The sequence below is a fragment of the Bacteroidota bacterium genome, from assembly GCA_036522515.1.
Classification (GTDB): Bacteria; Bacteroidota; Ignavibacteria; order UBA10030; family SZUA-254; genus VBOC01.
This window is the reverse complement of record DATDFQ010000054.1, coordinates 72135-91258: the sequence shown is the minus strand read 5'-3', so window position 1 is coordinate 91258 and position 19124 is coordinate 72135. Positions and strand designations below refer to the sequence as shown.

The window sequence follows — 19124 nt, the reverse complement described above, 5'->3', positions numbered from 1 at the left end:
TAGGGTAAGTTCCGCACTTTACTCATTAGAACGCTTCGAGATATCGGACAATTGAAGCAGCGCCCCACAATAGAAGATGTTGCGCGCGCAACCTCCCTCTCGATCTCCACGGTTTCCCTCGTACTCAATAATAAGTCGAACGTCAGCGATGATACCCGCCGCAAGGTGCAAAAGGCGATCCGCACCCTCGGCTACCATCCGCTCCGCAGCGCCCGCGGGCTCGCTTCGAAGGCGAGCGGAAACATCGGATTTATTCTGACCGACGATCATTTCTCCGAGGTCGAACCGTTTTACACCCACGTGTTCCTCGGCACGGAATTCGAAGCCCGCGAACACAACTACTACATCCTCCTGACGACCGTGCCGAAACGTTCGAAACGGGGCGGCGCCATACCGCGCTTCCTTCAGGAGAAGAACGTCGACGGCGTTATCGTGGCCGGAAAATTCAACCCTCTGCTGATCGAGCACATCGACCGGCTCGGGCTTCCGATCGTCCTCGTCGACTACGCGGTCCAGGGTGCGGGGTACTCCACCGTCCTGATCGATAATTTCAAGGGAGCGAAAGCCGCGACGCAGCACCTCATCGGAAACGGCAGGACGGAGATCGCCTTCGTCGGAGGAGATCCTGAGCATCCCAGCATTCTTGAGAGGTTCGAGGGGTACAAGTCGGCCCTCCGTGAGAACGGGCTTCCGTTCAACCCGCAACTGGTGATCACGGACGAAGACGACACGCGCATCCATAACGGGTACAACGCCGCCGAACGCCTGCTGAAACAGGGGGGGAAACCAACCGCCCTGTTCGCCGCCAACGACGCGATGGCGATCGGGTGCATGAACTATCTCAAAGCCGCGCGCAAAAGGATTCCGGAGGATATCGCGATCGTCGGGTTCGACGACATCGAGCTGAGTTCGCACGTCGAGCCCAACCTGACCACGGTGCGGGTGTTCAAGGCTGAGATGGGAAAGATCGCCGTGAAGAGAATCGTGGAAATGATCAGGGAAAAGACACGGCACGTTTCCACGGTCCATCTCCCGGTGGAGCTGATAGTGCGTGCCTCTTCGGGTTCTCCCGTTCAGAAGCACTTGAAAGCCGGCACCCGGCAGCGCCTCATGCACCGTCCACGAAGTTCTCAAGTCGCGGCGGGCGAGCACGATCTCGGCCGGTTCTAACGTCATTCGAAATCAGTATCAATTGTACATAATCGTAAATAACGCAACGATGCCACACATTCTCAAGAAGGGAGAGTTTTCATGAAAAGGCATACACTATTTACCGGCGCCCTTTTGCTTGTCTTATTGACGGCAATTGGAGCGTTCGGCCAGCCGGCCACCGTCAATACGGTCGGCGGATTCGAGGGATCGCTTCCCTCATTCTGGACGAAGGGAAACGAACCGGGCACATCGACGTTGAGCTGGGCAACCGACCAGTTCAGTTCGCTCGGCCACAGCCTTAAGATCGCCAAACCGTCATCGACCGCCGATTCCGCCGCCTGGATATCGCAGAACATGACGGGCATCTGGTCTCCGCAGCATCTCAAGAACGTCGACATCCTCCTTGGCGCCTACGTCAAGACAGAGAATGTGAACACCAGCCCGGCAAACGCCGATGAGACCTGGTGGATTTCCTATTCGTTCTGGGATAGCGCGGGAGCGTTCATCGGAGAGACCAAGCTGCCGATCGACCAGACCGCCGCAACAAGCACGGGATGGATCGCGGACACCAACGGCGTGGGCGAGACGATCCTGCCGAAGGATTCCTGGACGACGATCGTAAAGTTCGTCGCGGGTAAGAACGCGACCGGCACGGTTTGGGCAGACGACTTCGTGTTCTACGGACGAGGGGGAGCGTGGGCAGGGCAGGACTGGAATACCGGTGTCGCTGTACCGGCGGGATGGTTCTACTGGCTGCCGCCGAACGGAGGGAACGACGGGTTACTGGCGAACGGATTCGAGAACACCGCCGTGACGAACGAAGCGGCGCATTCGGGAAACTACTCGCTGAAATTCGACCTGCCGCTGGATCGCGCACCCCATGACGGTTTCGTCGGGACGCTGCGATACCCGTTCAGCAGTATCCGGTCGGACATTCAGGAGGGGGATAAGTTGCGCCTCAGCGTCTGGATCAAGGCGAGTAACCTCGTGCCTGATTCCGCCGAGGTCTATCCCGGCACATGGTCCGTTGGATTTACTCCTCTCTTCTTTACGGGCACCGGGCCGAACTACGGCTACAACCCCGTCGGGCCCGCGGTCGATTACACATTCGCATTTCCCGCGGTCACGTCCTTCGACTGGACGAAATATACTCTGGATATTACCGTTCCGTCCGGGGTCAATGCGAAGGAGCTGGAAACGCGGCTGCACGTCTATTCCCGGTTCACCGGGACAATTTACTTTGACGATTTGACCGTGGAGAAACTCGATGTGCCCGAAATCAACCTTGCCGGGGGCTTCGAGGGCTCGCTTCCTGCGTATTGGACGAAGGGGAACGAACCGGGCGGCTCGACTCTGGCCTGGGCAACAGACCAGTTCAGTTCGCTTGGACACTCCCTCAAGATCAGCAAGGGCGTAACCGCCGACTCGGCCTCATGGATTTCTCAGAACATGTGCGACATCTGGTCCCCGCAGCATCTCAAGAACGTCGACATCCTGCTCGGGGCCTATGTCAAGACAGAGAATGTGAACATGAACCCGGCCAATGCTGATGAAGCGTGGTGGGTTTCGTACTCATTCTGGGATAGCGCGGGAGCGTTTATCGGAGAGACCAAGCTTCCGATCGACCAGACGGTCGCCACGAGCTCCGGATGGATCGCGGACACCAATGGCGTGGGAGAGACGATCCTGCCGAAGGATTCGTGGACAACGATCGTAAAGTTCGTCGCGGGCAAGAACGCCACCGGCACGGTTTGGGCCGACGACTTCGTCTTCTACGGGCGGGGCGGAGCATGGGCGGGACAGGACTGGAACACCGGCGTCGGCGTGCCGACAGGGTGGTTCTACTGGCTGCCGCCGAACGGCGGGAACGACGGGTTACTGGCGAACGGCTTTGAGAACACCGTCGTGACGAACGAGGCGGCGCACTCGGGCAACTACTCGTTGAAATTCGACATGCCGTTTGACCGCTCGCCCCATGACGGATTTGTCGGCACACAGCGCTTCCTGTTCAACCAAACCGGAAAAGGATCGACCGTAACGAAGAATAGGGGCGGGATCTCCAGCATTTCTGACGTACAGCCGGGGGATGTATTGCGTCTCAGCGTCTGGATCAAGGCGAGTAATCTCGTGCCCGATTCCGCAGCGATGTATCCCGGAACCTGGTCGGTCGGATTCACTCCGCTCTGGTTCACCGGCAACACCAACAACCTTGGCTACAACCCCGTCGGTCCCGCAAACGATTACACGTTTGCGTTTCCGGCGGTCACCTCCTTCGCCTGGAAAAAGTATTCGCTGGACGTCACCGTCCCGACAGGAGTGGGTGCGAACGCTCTCGAGGTTCGTCTCCACGTCTATTCCCGGTTCACGGGTACGATCTACTTCGATGATCTGACCGTGGAGAAACTCGATCCGCCGCAGCCGAATTTGATCGGCGGCTTCGAGGGAGAATATCCGGCATACTGGACGGAAGGGAGCGAGCCCTCGAGCGCTACTTTGAGCTGGGCAACCGATCAGTTCAGTTCGCTCGGACACAGCCTCAAGATCGCAAAGCCGTCGGTCACGGCCGATTCCGCGTCATGGATTTCCAAGAACATGGCCGACATCTGGTCGCCGCAACACCTCAAGAACGTCGACATCCTGCTCGGCGCCTATGTCAAAACGGAGAATGTGAACACGAACCCGATCAGCGCCGATCAGACCTGGTGGATTTCGTATTCGTTCTGGGACAGTGCGGGAGCATTTATCGGAGAAACCAAGCTTCCGATCGACCAGACGGTCGCCACGAGCTCCGGATGGATCGCGGACACCAACGGCGTGGGCGAGACGATCCTGCCGAAAGATTCCTGGACGACGATCGTAAAGTTCGTCGCGGGCAAGAACGCCACCGGCACGGTATGGGCCGACGACTTCGTCTTCTACGGGCGGGGCGGGGCATGGGCGGGACAGGACTGGAACGCCGGGGTCGGAGTACCGACCGGGTGGTTCTACTGGCTGCCGCCGAACGGCGGGAACGACGGGTTATTGGGGAACGGCTTTGAGAACACCGTCGTGACAAACGAGGCGGCACACTCGGGCAACTACTCGTTGAAATTCGATATGCCGTTCGACCGCGCCCCCCACGACGGATTTGTCGGGACGCACCGGTTCATGCTCGACGGCAGCGGACCGGCTCTTCCGGTCTCGCCGTCAGGCGGCACGACACCGGCATCGGTCAGCGCGGTGGCGGGCGACATTCTGAGGCTGTCGGTCTGGATCAAGGCGAGCAATCTCGTGCCCGATTCCGCAGCGATGTATCCCGGAACCTGGTCGGTCGGATTCACTCCGCTCTGGTTCACGGGCACCGGCAATAATTCCGGCTACAACCCGGTCGGCCCTGCAACCGATTATACGTTTTCATTCCCGGCCGTCACGTCGTTCGATTGGACACAGTACTCGCTCGACGTGCAGGTTCCGACCGGCGTCAGCGCCACGGCACTCGAGGTTCGGCTGCACGTCTATTCACGGTTCACCGGGACCATCTACTTCGACGATCTCGGCGTCCAGGTGATCGGCACCTCCACCGGCGTTTCCGGAAACGACACCAGGGGAATCCCGAAGACGTTCCAACTCTCGGACAACTTTCCGAATCCCTTCAACCCCACGACGGTGATCCAGTACGCGACGCCCAGGGCAGACCAGATCTCGCTCGAGATCTACAATCTTCTTGGACAACGCGTGCGAACGCTCGTTGACGGGGTGATCTCCGCGGGATATCACGAAGCGGTATGGGACGGACGGAACGAGAACGGGCAGCAGGTTGAATCGGGCGTCTATTTTTACCGCCTCCAGACGGGGCAGGTGGGGCTCGTAAAGAAGATGTTGTTTGTGAAGTAAATTCCACAGGGAGGGGTATCTTGACCGATACCCCTCCCTCTATTTTTGGCGGGACCGTTATGATGGTACAGAGGAAAATAACGCGCATCCGTGGCTGCATCCGGCTTTTCCTGCTCCTCCTGTTCGCCAACACCATGGGCATCGCGGGCACGACGGGGAAGATCTCCGGGAAAATCACCGACGGGCAGACCAGAGAAGCCCTCGCCGGCGTGAACGTGCTCGTCGCAGGGACCGCGCTCGGCGCGGCGTCGGATCTCGAGGGAAGCTATTTCATCATCAACCTTCCGCCCGGCACCTACCAGCTGAAGGCCTCCGCTGTCGGCTACGCCCCCACCGTCATCAACGACGTCAAAGTCTTCGTCGATCAGACGACCCGCATCGACTTCACGCTCCAGCAGCAGGCGATCGAAGTCCAGGGCGTGGAAGTGACAGCCACGCGTCCGCTCGTGCAGCGCGACCTCACCTCGACGACTTCCACCGTCACCACGGATCAGATTTCGAAACTGCCTCTGGAAAACGTCCAGGCCGCCGTTAATCTCCAGGCGGGTGTCGTGGAAGGGCATTTCCGGGGCGGCCGCAGCAACGAGGTGAAGTATCTCGTCGACGGCGTGGCCGTCAACGACGTCTTTTCCGGAAACTCCGCCCTCGAGGCGGAGGTAAGCAGCATCCAGGAGATCCAGGTCCTGAGCGGGACGTTCAACGCGGAGTACGGCGAGGCGCTTTCGGGCGTCGTCAACCAGGTCACAAAAATCGGCGGGGAGAACTACAGCGGAAGCGTCTCCTCCTATGTGGGCGATTACGTCTCCACCCACAGCGATATCTTCCGGAACATCGGCCTTGTCTCGCCCTTCGCCCGGGGCCAGCAGCACCGGAAGGCCTTCGGCGTTTATAATGTCGACGGCACCCTGAGCGGGCCGGTCGTCCGGGGGAGCAGCTTCGCAAAATTCTTTCTCTCCGGCAAGTACATCTACGACGACGGGTACCTCTACGGCCGGAGGGTCTTCAATCCGAAAGACTCGTCCTACACGGCCGGGGGCAACCCTCCGGAATGGGTCGTCGTCGCGACCGGGGACGGGAGAGTCGTGCCGATGAATTACAGCGAGCGGTACTCGCTCCAGGCAAAACTCTCTTTCAATCTCGGAAGCGCGCGGACCCTGACGCTCCAGGGGCTCTACCAGAACCAGAATTACCGGCAGTACGATCATCAGTTCCAATTGAACCCCGACGGAGACTATCACTACTACCAGAAGAGCTTTCTGGGGAGCGGAAACTACAACCACGTCATCAGCGACGCCGCATTCCTCGACGCGAGCGCGTCGATCTTCGAAACGGACTTCAAGCAGTATGTGTACGAAGACCCGCTCGACCCGAGGTACGCCAACCCGGAGGTGAGGCGGCTCCTCGGCCCGAACACGTTCCTGACGGGCGGGACGCAGAACTGGCACTTCCTCCACCACACGAACACGTATACAGGCAGGGTCGAGCTCACGGACCAGGTCACCCGGATCCATCAGATCAAGGCGGGGATCGAGGGAAAATACCATACCCTGCGCTACCAGGATTTTCAGATCCATGCGGGCCCGGAGTCGGGATATCGCCCGGCCATTTCGCCCCCCGGCAGCTTCGATAACAACACCTACACGAACCATCCGTACCAGCTCTCGGGATACTTCCAGGACAAGATCGAACTCGACTACCTGGTGGTGAACGTGGGATTGCGGTACGACTATTTCCAGCCCGACGGGCGTTCGCTTCGAAACCCGGACAATGTCGCCGCCCTCGACACTCTCACGCCCCCCTACCCGGACGCGCTGCTTCAGAAGGCGGGCGCGAAATCCCAGGTCAGCCCCAGGGTGGGCCTCTCCTACCCCATCAGCGAAAAGGGAGCCGTCCATATTTCGTACGGGCATTTCTTCCAGATCCCCGCGTTCGAGTTTCTCTACAAGAACCCGAACCTCCGGATCACCGACCAGGGGGTCTTCCCCGATTTCGTCGGGAACACGCTCGGCAATCCAGATTTGCAGCCGCAGCGGACCACCGTCTATGAAATCGGCCTGCAGCAGGAACTGGGCGCCGACCTCGCGATCACGGTCACCGGGTACTACAAAGACATCCGCAACCTCCTCGGGCTTCAACTCCATCAGAAGCTGGGCATCACGACATTCGGGGAATACGTGAACCGGGATTACGGGGCGGTGAAGGGTTTCACGCTTTCGTTTGAAAAACGGATCGCGGGGAACCTGGGAGCGAACGTCGACTACACCTACCAGGTCGCGGAGGGGGACGCTTCGGATCCGAACGCCGATTTCATCAACAGCCAGGCGGGCATCCCGAGCAACAAAGAGCTGGTCCCCCTCGACTGGGACAGAAGACATTCGCTGAACGTCACGCTGACGCTCAGCAGCCCCGATAACTACTCGGGAGGCCTCATCAGCCGGCTCGGCTCGGGCCTTCCCTATACCCCCTCGCTCGAGAACTCGCGCACGGGGATCGAGAACAGCGACAACCGTCCGCCGTTTTTCGACACCGACCTTTATTTCACGAAGTATGTGCGGTTTCTCGACAGGCTCTTTTCGATCTTCGTGAAAGTGTACAACGTCTTCGACACCGAAAACGAAGTGAACGTGTTCACCGACACGGGACGCGCGGGATACTCGCTGGAATCGACGCGCATTCAGGAGCCTCCCCGGGGCGTGAACACGCTGCAGGAGTATTTCACGAGACCCGATTTCTACTCGGCCCCCCGGCAGGTGATCGTCGGGGCTTCCGTTACGTTCTAACACTGGAGTCGCATGCACGACCGGCGGTATCGTCTTCAATCGCTCATCCTGTTCCTTGTTTCCGCGCTCTTCGCGGTACAGCTCGCCGTCGCCCAGCGGGTTGTCGACCAGAACAAAGGGAACCACTTCCTGAAGAGAAAAGGATCAATGGACGGGAATCTCGTGGAAACGATCTATTACAACTACGGCGAGATCGCCGACTGGCAATTCGACCCGACCCACAGCGGAGTCTGGCCGAAGGGGACCAATCACACCTACCTGGACGGAGTCGCGATCATCGTCCAGGCGGAAGCCCACGATCAGCTCGGCAACACCTTCCACCCGCTCGAGACCAACTATTACGAATACACGCGCCAGAACGTGGCGACCACGGTCGCCTACGGCTGGTGGCCGCTGCCCGGATACGACAACCGGTTCGCGACGACCCCGGCGCAGAGCAGCGAACCGGGCACCTGGCCCCCCCACTGGCCCGACCGGCCGAACGACTGGGACGGGTACTGGAACGGATTCTTCGGCAAGGGCGTGCTGAACGCGGACCTCGAAAGTTATTTCGTCTTCGACGACAACGAGGACCGCGACTACATCAACAGGTATAACTACCGGCCCGACGCGGACGACACTTCGCGCGGAGGGCTCGGCATGCAGGTTCACGCGCGCGGGTTCCAGTGGTCGCAGGTCCTGGCCGAAGACGTGATCTTCTGGTACTACGAGATCACCAACATGGGGACCACCGATTACGACAAGACGGTCTTCGCCCAGTATGTGGATTGGGGGATCGGCGGACACGACAATTCCTCGAACAACGCCGGGGATTACGATCAGCTCCTCAATCTTTCGTACGCCTGGTCAACCGTCCCGTTCGGAAGTCCCGGGCACTGGAGCCCGGTCGGCTACGCAGGGTATGCGTTCCTCGAGAGCCCCGGAATATCCTCCGACCATTTCGACAACGATCACGACGGATTGACCGACGAGAGGCGTGATAACGACGCCACCCGGTTCATCTCCGACCCGGCGCAGGACCCGTTCCTCGTCGACGTCCAGCAGGACACCGCGCGCTTCCGGCAGTTTTACGGATATTCCTGGAAGCCGCATTGGGACGCAGACGAGAACTGCAACTGGAGAAGCTACACCGACCTGAACCGTAACGGGACGTGGGATCCGGGAGAGCCTCTGAACGACGACGTCGGCTCGGACGGCATCGGCCCCCTTGACGAGGGGTATGCCGGTCCCGACATCGACGGAAGCGAGGCGGACGGGAAACCGGAGCAGGGCGAGCCCAATTTCGGACTGCTCGACAAGGACGAATCGGACCAGCTCGGGCTGACCGGGTTCCTCATCGCGGCCGTGCACACCTACGACCTGAACAACGACGAGCGCAACTGGACCGCCCTCACTTCGCTCCCTCCCCCGCACGGCCAGCAGCTTGTGGGCGTCAACCTCGCGAATTACTTTTCGAGCTATCTCTTCCATCTCTCGGGCCGCCGGACCTACAGCATCCAGACGGGGCAGCTTCAGCAGACCGGCGCGACCGAGCGGTTTTCCATGGGCCTCATCTTCGGCCTGAACGCGGACGACCTCTTCAGAAGAAAGCGCACCGTCCAGCAGATTTACAACGCCAATTATCACTTCGCGAAGCCTCCGGACAAGCCCCGCCTCAAGGCGATCGCGGGCGATCACCGCGTCACCCTCTACTGGGACAACCGCGCGGAACAGACGTTCGACGCGTTCTACCAGAAATACAATTTCGAGGGGTACAAGATCTACCGGAGCACCGAGCGCAATTTTCTCGAAGACAAGATCATCACCGACGCCTTCGGGGAGCCGGTCTACCGCCAGCCCCTCGCCCAGTACGACCTCGTCGACGGCGTGAAGGGGGTCCATCCGATCCTGGTGAACGGGGCGCCGTTCTATCTCGGCACCGACCGGGGGCTGCAGCACTCGTTCGTCGACTCGACGGTCCAGAACGGCCAGACCTATTACTACGCGGTGAGCGCGTACGACCAGGGGTTCACGACCACGACCGTTTCGGGAGAATTCATCGGCATCCCCCCCTCGGAGACCCCGACGATCATCAAGCTGGACGCCGCGACCGGGCAGTTGAAAACGGACCTGAACACGGCGATCGTCACGCCGCGGACGCCTTCGGCCGGGTATGTCAACCCGCAGATACGCGACTTCATCGCCAGCGGGCCGGGGACGGGAACCGTCTCGATCGACCTGCTCGATCCCGATTCGTTGAAGGACAACCACACGCTTCATCTTGAATTCCAGGATTCCTCGGCTTTTCATAACAACACGGAGCCCTACTACCGGATCGTCGACAAGGCGGGCGGGGACACGCTCGTCCCCCTCACGAAGCTGATCACCAGCCCCCAGCAGACCCCGTTCGTTCAGGGAATGGCGATCAACATCGCGAACGACTCGCTCGTCCAGATCGATCACAGCAAGACCGGGTGGGTCAACGGGAACAGCAATTATGTCGTTCAGATCGGCTTCGATTCGCGCTACGCCAACGCGTACGGACCGCGGAGAGTCGACTACCCGGCCGACTTTGAAATCAGGTTTGTGGAGCCCGACTCGGGCGACCTCGGCCTTCCGCGCTCCAGCTTCAGCCCTCCGCAGCCGTCCAATATCGTCATCAAGGACCTGACGGAGAATCTCGACCATTTCCAGTTCGTCTTCCAGGACAACAACAACGATTCGCTCTTCAACGCCCCGCCGGGAGATACCGACGCCGTGTTCCTCGCGTTCGGAGACTCGGCGGGCAAGCGAACGCCGAGCTTCGCGAGGGCGAAGTTCGGATGGTCGATGAGCATGTTCCAGGACACCTCGATCCGTCCGGAGCTCCAGCGCGCCCCCCAAACGGGAGATGTCTTCCGGATCGTGACGCGCAAGCCCTTCCGGACCGGCGAATCGTTCGAGTTCACCCCGAAGGCGGCGCGGGTCGACGCTTCGCTGGCCAAAAGCCAGCTGGCGAAGATCGCCGTCGTTCCGAACCCCTATGTCGGCGCGGCCTCGTGGGAACCGTTCACCACAACCGCGGGACGGGGTGAGCGCAGAATCTATTTCATCCACCTCCCCCGCCAGTGCACGATCCGCATCTACACGCTGAGCGGCCACCTCGTCCAGACGTTGACTCACGACGGGACGATCGACGACGGCCAGGAGCCGTGGGACCTTCTGTCGCGCGACGGGACGAACATCGCGTACGGCGTCTACGCCTATCATGTCGATGCCCCCGGCCTCGGAACCCACATCGACAAATTTGCGATCATGAAATGAGCATCACGCCCGGAAATATCCCCCCGAAGCGAATCGCAATGCTGCTGTCGCTGGCGATCGCGCTGGCGGCCCCTCTGCGGGTTTCGGGCCAGAGCTTTGTCAGCGACGTCTCGAAGACCGCCACGAATGCCGCGGTGTTCCTCGAGATTCCGGTCGGCGCGGGCGCGATCGGAATGGGAAGCGCCTTCGTGAGCGTCGCCAACGACGCGACGTCCCTCTACTGGAACCCGGCGGGGAGCGCCTCCCTGACGCAGAACCAGTTCGTCGCCGTCCACACGGGTTGGATCGCGGGAACCAGGTTCGACTTCGGCGGCTTCGTCCTTCCTCTCGGCAGGTTTGGAACGCTCGGCCTCAGCTTTACCTCCCTTTCGATGGACGACATGAAAGTCCGGACCGTCGAACTTCCCGAGGGGACAGGCGAATTCTTCAGCGCCGGGGACATGGCCGCGGGGATCAGTTACACGCGGAAACTGACCGACCGGTTTTCAATCGGATTCACGGGGAAATACATCCGGCAATCGATCTGGCACGAAAGCGCCGAGGCCTTCGCTCTCGACGCGGGAACGACCTTCAAGACGGATCTCTTCGGCGGCATGACGATCGGCGCCACCCTCTCCAATTTCGGCACGAATATGCAGCTCGCGGGCCGCGACACGCGCACCTTCATCCGTGTGGACCCCACGAAGCAGGGCTCGAACGACAAGATACCGACCGACATCGAGCTGGAATCGTGGAGCCTGCCTCTCCTCTTCCAGTTCGGAGTCTCGACCGACGTCCTGAAGAGCGAGACGGCCCGCTGGACGGTCGCCGCCGACGCGCTTCATCCGAGCGACGACTATGAGAGCATGAACGTCGGGACAGAGTTCGCCTGGCAGGAGTACCTCTTCATCCGGGGAGGGTATCAATCGCTTTTCCTCGCCGACCATGAAGGCGGCCTTTCGCTCGGCGTCGGCGTCGCCTCCAGCTCCCTCATCGGATCGATCGCGATCAAGTTCGATTACGCCTACCGCGACATGGGGAGGCTGGAGAGCGTGCATACCTTCTCCGTCGCCGCCCAGTTCTGAGAGGATGCGTGGGTCGTGACACGATCATCGCGGCAGTCCAATCCGCCCTCCTCCTCTTCGGACAGGGCGGGTTCTCGCAGACGAAAAGCAGCGGCGAAACCGGGACCATCTTCTCTTTTGACAATCCGAAATACCAGTCGATCGTCGTAGCCCGTGTGGGCCCCCGTCCGATCACCGCACAGGAGTTTTTGTTCAATTACGAGTTCGGCCCGGCGTTCCCCAGACGCGAACAGGATTCACGACACCGCTACCTCAACTTCATGGTCTACGAAAAACTCCTTGCGCTTGAAGGCTTCGAACGCCGCCTCGACAAATCGGACGCGGCGAGGCAATCGCTCGCCGAAGTCGAAGGCGACCTGGCGACCGAGGAGCTCTACAAGGACGACATCCGGAGCAAGGTCCGGGTGCCCCGGAACGAGCTCCTGCTGGGGATGAAACAGGCGGCGATCCAGCTCACCGTGCGCTGGCTCTACGCCCGCACGAAAGCCCGGGCGGACAGCCTGCGGGCCGCGCTCGCAGGAGGGGCTTCCTTCGATTCCCTCTTCCAGCTCGAGGCGCCCGGTTCGATCCGGCGCGAGGACCGCTCGATGGAAACGACCCTCTTCAAATTGCATCAAAAGAACCCCGTGCTCGCCTCCGTCGTCGATACGCTCAAGGCTCGTTCTGTCTCCTCGCCCATCGCCGCCCCCGACGGCTATTACCTCCTCAAAGCCGCCGCGGCCGGGAGCGATCTGCTGGCCACCCAGACCGACAGCGCAAAGCTCGCCTCCGACGTGGAGCGCGCGCTTGTGGAACAAAAATCGGATTCCCTCTCCGATCTCTACGTCAAACGTCTGATGGAAGGGCGGAAGCCCGTCATCGTCCGGAAACAATTCGACATCCTCCAGACCCATCTCGAGGAGATCGTCCTCGGCCCTCAGAAATTCTCCGAGTGGAAAGAAGCGGAGCGCTTGGCGCGCCGGTGGGGAGTCTCCGATTTTCATGATATTAGGAGGCTCGGCAAGGAGACGCTTGTGACGCTTTCGGACCGAAAGTTTACGGTGAAGGAATTTCTCGACTGGTACCATGCGCGGGAAACCACTGTGAATCTGAACAGCACGTCGCCCCGCGCGTTCTTCCTTTCGCTCGAGCAAACCATGTGGCGGATGGTGAGGGATAAGCTCCTGGTTGACCGCGCAAAACGCAGAGGACTCCAACGGCGGGAGGTCGTGCGAAAGCAGCTCCAGTGGTGGAAGGACAAGATCGTCTACCGGCTCGATCGTGCGGCGATTTCCGATTCCATCCGGTGGAGCGATACGACCCTCCGCGGCTACTACAGTGGTCGCCGGAGGGACTATCGCGGCGACAAGGGAGACACCCTTTCCTTCGAGCAAGCCAAGGATCGCGTCCTCGCCGATTTCTATTCCGGCGAACTGACGAAGCGGCTCCTCCGCCGGCTCCAGCATCTCAAGAACAAATTTGGGGTCGCCATCCGCGAGGAGGAGTTGAAGAATCTACCTCTCGAAGGCGAGTTCGATCCGAGGGCGATCGATATCTATACCGTGAAAAAGGGGGGCACATTCCCCCGCCCCGCGTTCCCCTCGATCGACCCGGAGTGGCAGGCATTGACACAATGATACGAATGACAAATCGATTGCGAATCTCATTCATCCTCTTCGCCGCGGCACTCCTCCTGTCCGGATGCGCCCGGGAGCAGACGGGCGGTTCGGTGCCCGACCCGAACTTCGAGCTCACTTACTGGCCGGCTCCCAACACGCAGGAGATCGAGCTCGCCGAAACACTTGTCACCGCCTGGAATCAGCTTCACCCCGACATCCACGTGCGCATGCAGCCGATTCCGGTGAGCCAATCGACCGAGGAGGTGCTCCTTGCCGCGATCGCCGGCAAGACCACCCCCGATGTCTGCTCGAACATCTGGCCCGGCGCGCTCCACGATTACATGCAGTCGGGAGGGCTCGTCGCGCTCGACCGGTTTCCCGATTTCGATTCAGTCGCGCTTTCCCGCACCCCCCGGGAACTCCTCGAGACGTTTCGGGCCTCCGACTCTCACCTCTACCAGCTTCCCTGGAAGACCAATCCGGTCATGATGTTTTACAACGAACGCCTCTTCCGCGAGGCGGGTGTCGATTCGATACCGAGGACCTATTCGCAATACCTGGCCGCCGCGAAGAAGGTGACCCGCGACCTCGACGGGGACGGGCAGATCGACGTCTGGATGGGGGAGCGGGACATACGTCCGATCTGGTGGCAGCGCCTCTTCGACTTCTACCCCTTCTTCATCGGCGCTTCCGGCGGCTCGATGCTCTTCCGGAACAACGAGGTGGCGTTCGACAACCGGGAAGCCGTCGAGGTCTTTTCATTCTTCCGCGAGTGCTACGCGAGCCGGTACTTCCCGAGGACGTTTTTCCAGGGGGGAGACCCGTTCAACCTCGAAAAGAAGGCGACCCACTTCGCCGGCCCCTGGCAGGTGTCTCAAGTCCAAAAATTCGCCCCGCATATAAAATTCGGCGTGGCGCCCCTGCCGGTCCCCGATTCGCACACCGGCCCCGTCTACACGTCGGGGGATTACAAGAACATCGCGATCTTCAGCACGACGAGGCACCCGAAGGAGGCGTGGGAGTTCGTGAAATTTTTGGTCAGCCCGCAGCACGACCTCCTGCTTCTGAAGATCGCCAACCAGATCCCCGTGCGGGGCGACCTTCTGACGAACCCGATTTTTTCAAGCTATTTTGAGAAGAACCCGGTCATGGTCAGCTTCGCGCGCCAGGCTCCCTACACGCGGGGGATGGACGCCGTTCCGGATCTGCAGGAGATCTTCGACGCCATCTCGCAGGAATACGAGGCGTGTTGCGTCTACGGGAGAGTGTCTCCCGCCGACGCGATCCGCGATGCGGCGAAGAGAACAAGGTTGATCGTCGAGTGGAACCAATGACGGGAGCGTGGCTTTTCCGGAGAGCGAGGCGCAGCGACCGAAACGGATACTGGTTCATCCTCCCCTACTGCATCTTCTTCCTCGCGTTCGTCGCCTATCCCCTGATCTTTTCGTTCGTTCTGATGTTCAACCGCTGGAACATCGTCTCGCCGATGGAGTGGGTGGGGATGAAGAATTTTCTCCGCCTGTTCAGCGACCCTCTGTTTTACAAGTCGCTGAGTAATACGTTGTTGTTCCTTGCGATCCACATTCCGCTTCAGGCCGGGGTCGCCCTGGGGTTTTCTCTCCTCCTCCATTCGAAAATCAGGTTCAGGGGCGTGTTCCGGGCGCTCTATTTCTTCCCCGTGGTGGTTTCCGGCGTCGTCGTGACGATCCTCTGGCAGCAATTGTACTCGTTCGATTACGGCATCCTCAACCTGCTCCTGACCGACGTCGGACTGCCGCGGATCCCGTGGCTCGTCGATCCCGGCTTCTCGATGCCCTCGATCGCCGTCATGGCGACGTGGAAGAACGTCGGGATCTACATCGTGCTCTTTCTCGTGGGCCTGCAGAACATCCCGAAAGAGATGTATGAGGCCTCCGAGATCGACGGGGCAGGAAGGAGAAAGCAATTCCTCCACATCACGCTTCCGATGCTCAACCCGACGATCATCGTGATCGCGGTGCTTTCGACGATCGGCGGTTTTTCCTTGTTTATCGAGCCGTACGTGCTCACCGGGGGCGGACCGATGCAAAGCACGCTTTCCGGTATGCTCTATATCTATAACCAGGCCTTCTTTTTCAACCACATGGGGTATGCGGCGGCTCTCGGGTTCGTCTTCGCGCTGATCATCCTGGGCGTCGTCCTGATTCAACGCAAAGTGATCGAATCGGATCCGGGCGGATGAGAACCGCGTTAAAATACCTCCTCCTGGTCCTCGGCGCAATCGTCTTCGCCTATCCGTTTCTCTGGATGATCTCGGGCTCCTTCAAGCCGGAGCTGGAGATCAACGGATTCTCGCTCTGGTCCTCGAACTTCGTTCTGGCGGGATACCGGGCGGTCTTCACCAAGATCCCGATCATCAGGGCTCTGCTCAACAGCCTCGTCGTGTCGCTCTCCGTCACCGCATCGGTGGTCGTATTCGGCTCGATGGTCGGGTACGCGCTCGCGAAGCTCGATTTCCTCGGGCGCGGGGTTCTCTATCTGCTGATCCTCTTCACGATGATGATTCCCTTTCAGATCACGCTGATCCCGCAGTACATCCTTATGGTGAAGCTGGGCTGGACCGACACCTACCTTTCTCTCATTGTTCCGGCGATGATGAGCGGGTTCAGCATCATCCTGTTCCGCCAGTTCTTCATGAGCATCCCGGGTGCGCTGATCGACGCCGCAAGGATCGACGGATGTTCCGATCTCCGGATTCTCTTCCGGATCATCTGGCCGCTCTCCCGGCCGGTGATCATCACCGTGGCGATCCTCACCTTCATGGCGAGCTGGAACGACGTGCTCTGGCCCCTCCTTGTGGTCCGGGAGCGTTCGCTCATGACCATGCCGCAGATCGTGACGATCTTCGTGATCGGCGGCGAGGCGGAGACCCAGCTCGGATCTCTGCTCGCGGCCGCGACCCTCCTCGCGCTTCCGGTGACGGTTGCCTACGCGTTCTTCCAGCGGTATTTCATCGAGAGCATGGCTTCCTCAGGCATCAAGGGGTAATGGAATATCCAACCTACACCTATCCGGTGGGGTCGCTCGCCGCGGGCGCGAGCCTGGGAAACTACCATACGTTCGCCCGGCTTACCGCTGCCACGGACATGGTCGACCTCTGGAGCGCGCTCGACGATCAGTATTATGCGGGGCGTTGGACGATCGAATTCCTCGCAGGCGGGGAACTCCTCAACCCGCTCGAAACGCTCTTCAGTCCCGAGTCGCAGGAAACATTCTATCGTGGCCCGGGCGGGATCGAAATCAGAAAGCGATTCTTTATTCCCTTCTCGACCGACAGGCGAATCCAGGCGCGGCCTTCGGTCCTCCAGGCAGCCATTTTTATCATCCGGGTCGCTTCACCGCAGGGGATGCCGGTCGTCATCCGCCAGACGCTGACCTTCCCCCCGCAACCCGGGACGCTTTTCACCAAGCAACCCCCCGCGGACCAAACGTCAAAGAGGGTGCAAATCTTCCCCCGGGAGAGCTCTTTCGAGGTTCGTACCGTGGGAAGGGAGAGCGAGGCGAGGGTGATGGGGGCCTCCGCGGCGCCACGCTCGCATTCGATCTCGGGCGACTCCCTCACCATGGAATACGAACTGACCGCGCAACCGGGGAAACCTTCCGAAGCGTCGTTCGTGCTCGGATATTCCCCCGAAGGAATCCACGAAGCCCGAAAGATCTACCTTCTTTGCGGCGATGCCCGGACGCTTCTCGACGAAAGCAGGGCGGCCTATTCGGCCCTGCTTGCGGCGAGCGAGCTCCTGACGCCCGACCCGCTGATCAACAGGGGACTTCAGTGGGCGAAGATCAACAGCGTCCGCGTGCAGCAGAAGTACCGCGCCGGAGAGGCGTTTACGAACGATCCTCCCCAGGATATCGCGGTGATCCGCGATCTCGCCTGGTATGTTCTCGGTTCCGATTACTTCACGCCCGACTTCTCCCATAATCTTCTGGCGCTCGCCGAACGCCATGGCTTTCACAGGGACGGAAAACTGACGGAATTCATCCGCGCGAATGAAGAGCGTCCGGAACTTCACGACTACAAGCTCAACATCAACGACGATACGCCCCTCTACGTTTATGCCCTCCACCATCACGCGCTTCTTTGCAGAGAGGAGGACGCGCTCGAGCGGGCCTGGCCGCTGATGAAACGCGCCTGCGATTATATCCTCTCGCAGGTGGAGGACGGCCTCGTCCGGTGCCATGCCGCAGGAACGAACGTCTGGGGAATTTGCGGCTGGCGGAACATCATAGACGGCTACAATCTGACCGGAGCGGTCACCGAGATCAACGCCGAATGCTACGCCGCGCTCGAGTGCGCTTCCGAGACCGCGGGCCGGATCGGAAATCGGGAAGAGGCAGAATTCTATTCGGAGAGGGCCCGGCTCCTCCGTGAAGCGATCAACTCGCAGCTCGTGTCCGAAAAAACGGGCCTCTACCTCCTCAACCTGGCCAATGGCGGAACAAGGCATCATGATATCACCGGAGATCTCATCTTTCCGGTTCTCTTCAAGGCGGCCGACGCGGCGATGCGGAAGAGGATACTCGCCAAACTTACCGCCGGGGAGATCTGGACTCCCTTCGGCGCCCGCACGGTGAGCAAACACGAGCACAACTACGACCCGGACCTCGGCTGCCAGTTGCTCGGCGGAGTATGGCCGAACCTGACGGCATGGATCGCCCTCTGCAGCGGAAGCGACGACCCGGACAGGCTCGTCGAGGGGATGCGGAACATCTACGCACTTTCCGAAACCGCCCGGCCGGCGGATTTCGTCAACGTCGTCCCCGGAGAATTTCCGGAGCGTCTTCACGGAGAGAGCTTCCTCAGCAGGGGAATGGCGATGAGCCCGTGGATGCCGCCGACCTACTTCTGGCTGGGGATGGAAGGGCTGCTCGGCATCAGGCCCACCCTCGACGGCCTGGAGGTAAATCCCTGCATCCCCGCCGGCTGGGGCTGGATCGCGGTAAAGAACTTTTCTTACAAGGGGAGTCCCGTAACTCTCTTTTTCTGCGACGGGACATTGTATTCGAACATCTCCGTCAAAAGCTCGTTCCCCCTCAGACTCGGTGAGCTGGTGAAGACCTCCGCCGACACAGGCGCGATCCTCTGCGCCGGCCTGAGGAGTCCCGACGGGGTCGTACTCTTTGCGGCAAGCGCAGACGATGCACACGGGACGATCACCATTGAGGACGTCGGGCGCACGCTCCGTGAACCGGTACGCCTCCGCGCGGGGGAAGCAAAGGTGTGGGAGGTGACGACAACTCAGACCCAGCTTCAACCCGAAGAGAGAGAACCGTGATCGTGAATACTCGCCTTTTCTCAATCACCTCGTCATCCCGACATGCTTCAGGTCGGG

10 protein-coding genes are annotated in these 19124 nt (G+C 60.4%); all 10 read left to right on the top strand.

Annotated elements, in window-relative coordinates; all coding sequences use genetic code 11:
* Nucleotides 1-51 precede the first annotated feature (51 nt).
* Nucleotides 52-1170: a LacI family DNA-binding transcriptional regulator gene (locus tag VI215_10280; protein ID HEY6192695.1), complete on the top strand. Its 1119-nt coding sequence runs from the start codon at nucleotides 52-54 to the stop codon at nucleotides 1168-1170.
* An 81-nt stretch (nucleotides 1171-1251) separates the two neighbouring features.
* Nucleotides 1252-5025: a FlgD immunoglobulin-like domain containing protein gene (locus tag VI215_10275; GenBank protein ID HEY6192694.1), complete on the top strand. Its 3774-nt coding sequence runs from the start codon at nucleotides 1252-1254 to the stop codon at nucleotides 5023-5025.
* A gap of 62 nt (nucleotides 5026-5087) precedes the next feature.
* Nucleotides 5088-7805, top strand: a complete 2718-nt coding sequence (locus VI215_10270) for a TonB-dependent receptor (GenBank protein ID HEY6192693.1) — start codon at nucleotides 5088-5090, stop codon at nucleotides 7803-7805.
* A 12-nt stretch (nucleotides 7806-7817) separates the two neighbouring features.
* Nucleotides 7818-11087, top strand: coding sequence for a hypothetical protein (locus VI215_10265; GenBank protein ID HEY6192692.1), 3270 nt, complete (start codon nucleotides 7818-7820; stop codon nucleotides 11085-11087).
* The gene (locus tag VI215_10260; protein ID HEY6192691.1) at nucleotides 11084-12151 is read left to right on the top strand and encodes a PorV/PorQ family protein; all 1068 of its coding nucleotides are present in this window, start codon (nucleotides 11084-11086) and stop codon (nucleotides 12149-12151) included. Before VI215_10265 ends, VI215_10260 begins: the two co-directional genes overlap by 4 nt.
* 8 nt (nucleotides 12152-12159) lie before the next feature.
* A complete protein-coding gene (locus tag VI215_10255; GenBank protein HEY6192690.1) occupies nucleotides 12160-13767 on the top strand; it encodes a hypothetical protein in 1608 nt (535 codons plus the stop codon).
* Between the two features lie 5 nt (nucleotides 13768-13772).
* Nucleotides 13773-15083, top strand: coding sequence for an extracellular solute-binding protein (locus VI215_10250; GenBank protein HEY6192689.1), 1311 nt, complete (start codon nucleotides 13773-13775; stop codon nucleotides 15081-15083).
* On the top strand, nucleotides 15080-15970 hold the full coding sequence (locus VI215_10245) for a sugar ABC transporter permease (protein HEY6192688.1): 891 nt from the start codon (nucleotides 15080-15082) through the stop codon (nucleotides 15968-15970). Before VI215_10250 ends, VI215_10245 begins: the two co-directional genes overlap by 4 nt.
* A complete protein-coding gene (locus VI215_10240; protein ID HEY6192687.1) occupies nucleotides 15967-16776 on the top strand; it encodes a carbohydrate ABC transporter permease in 810 nt (269 codons plus the stop codon). The genes VI215_10245 and VI215_10240 overlap by 4 nt, the downstream gene beginning before the upstream one ends.
* Nucleotides 16776-19067, top strand: coding sequence for an amylo-alpha-1,6-glucosidase (locus VI215_10235; protein HEY6192686.1), 2292 nt, complete (start codon nucleotides 16776-16778; stop codon nucleotides 19065-19067). Before VI215_10240 ends, VI215_10235 begins: the two co-directional genes overlap by 1 nt.
* Nucleotides 19068-19124: the final 57 nt, after the last annotated feature.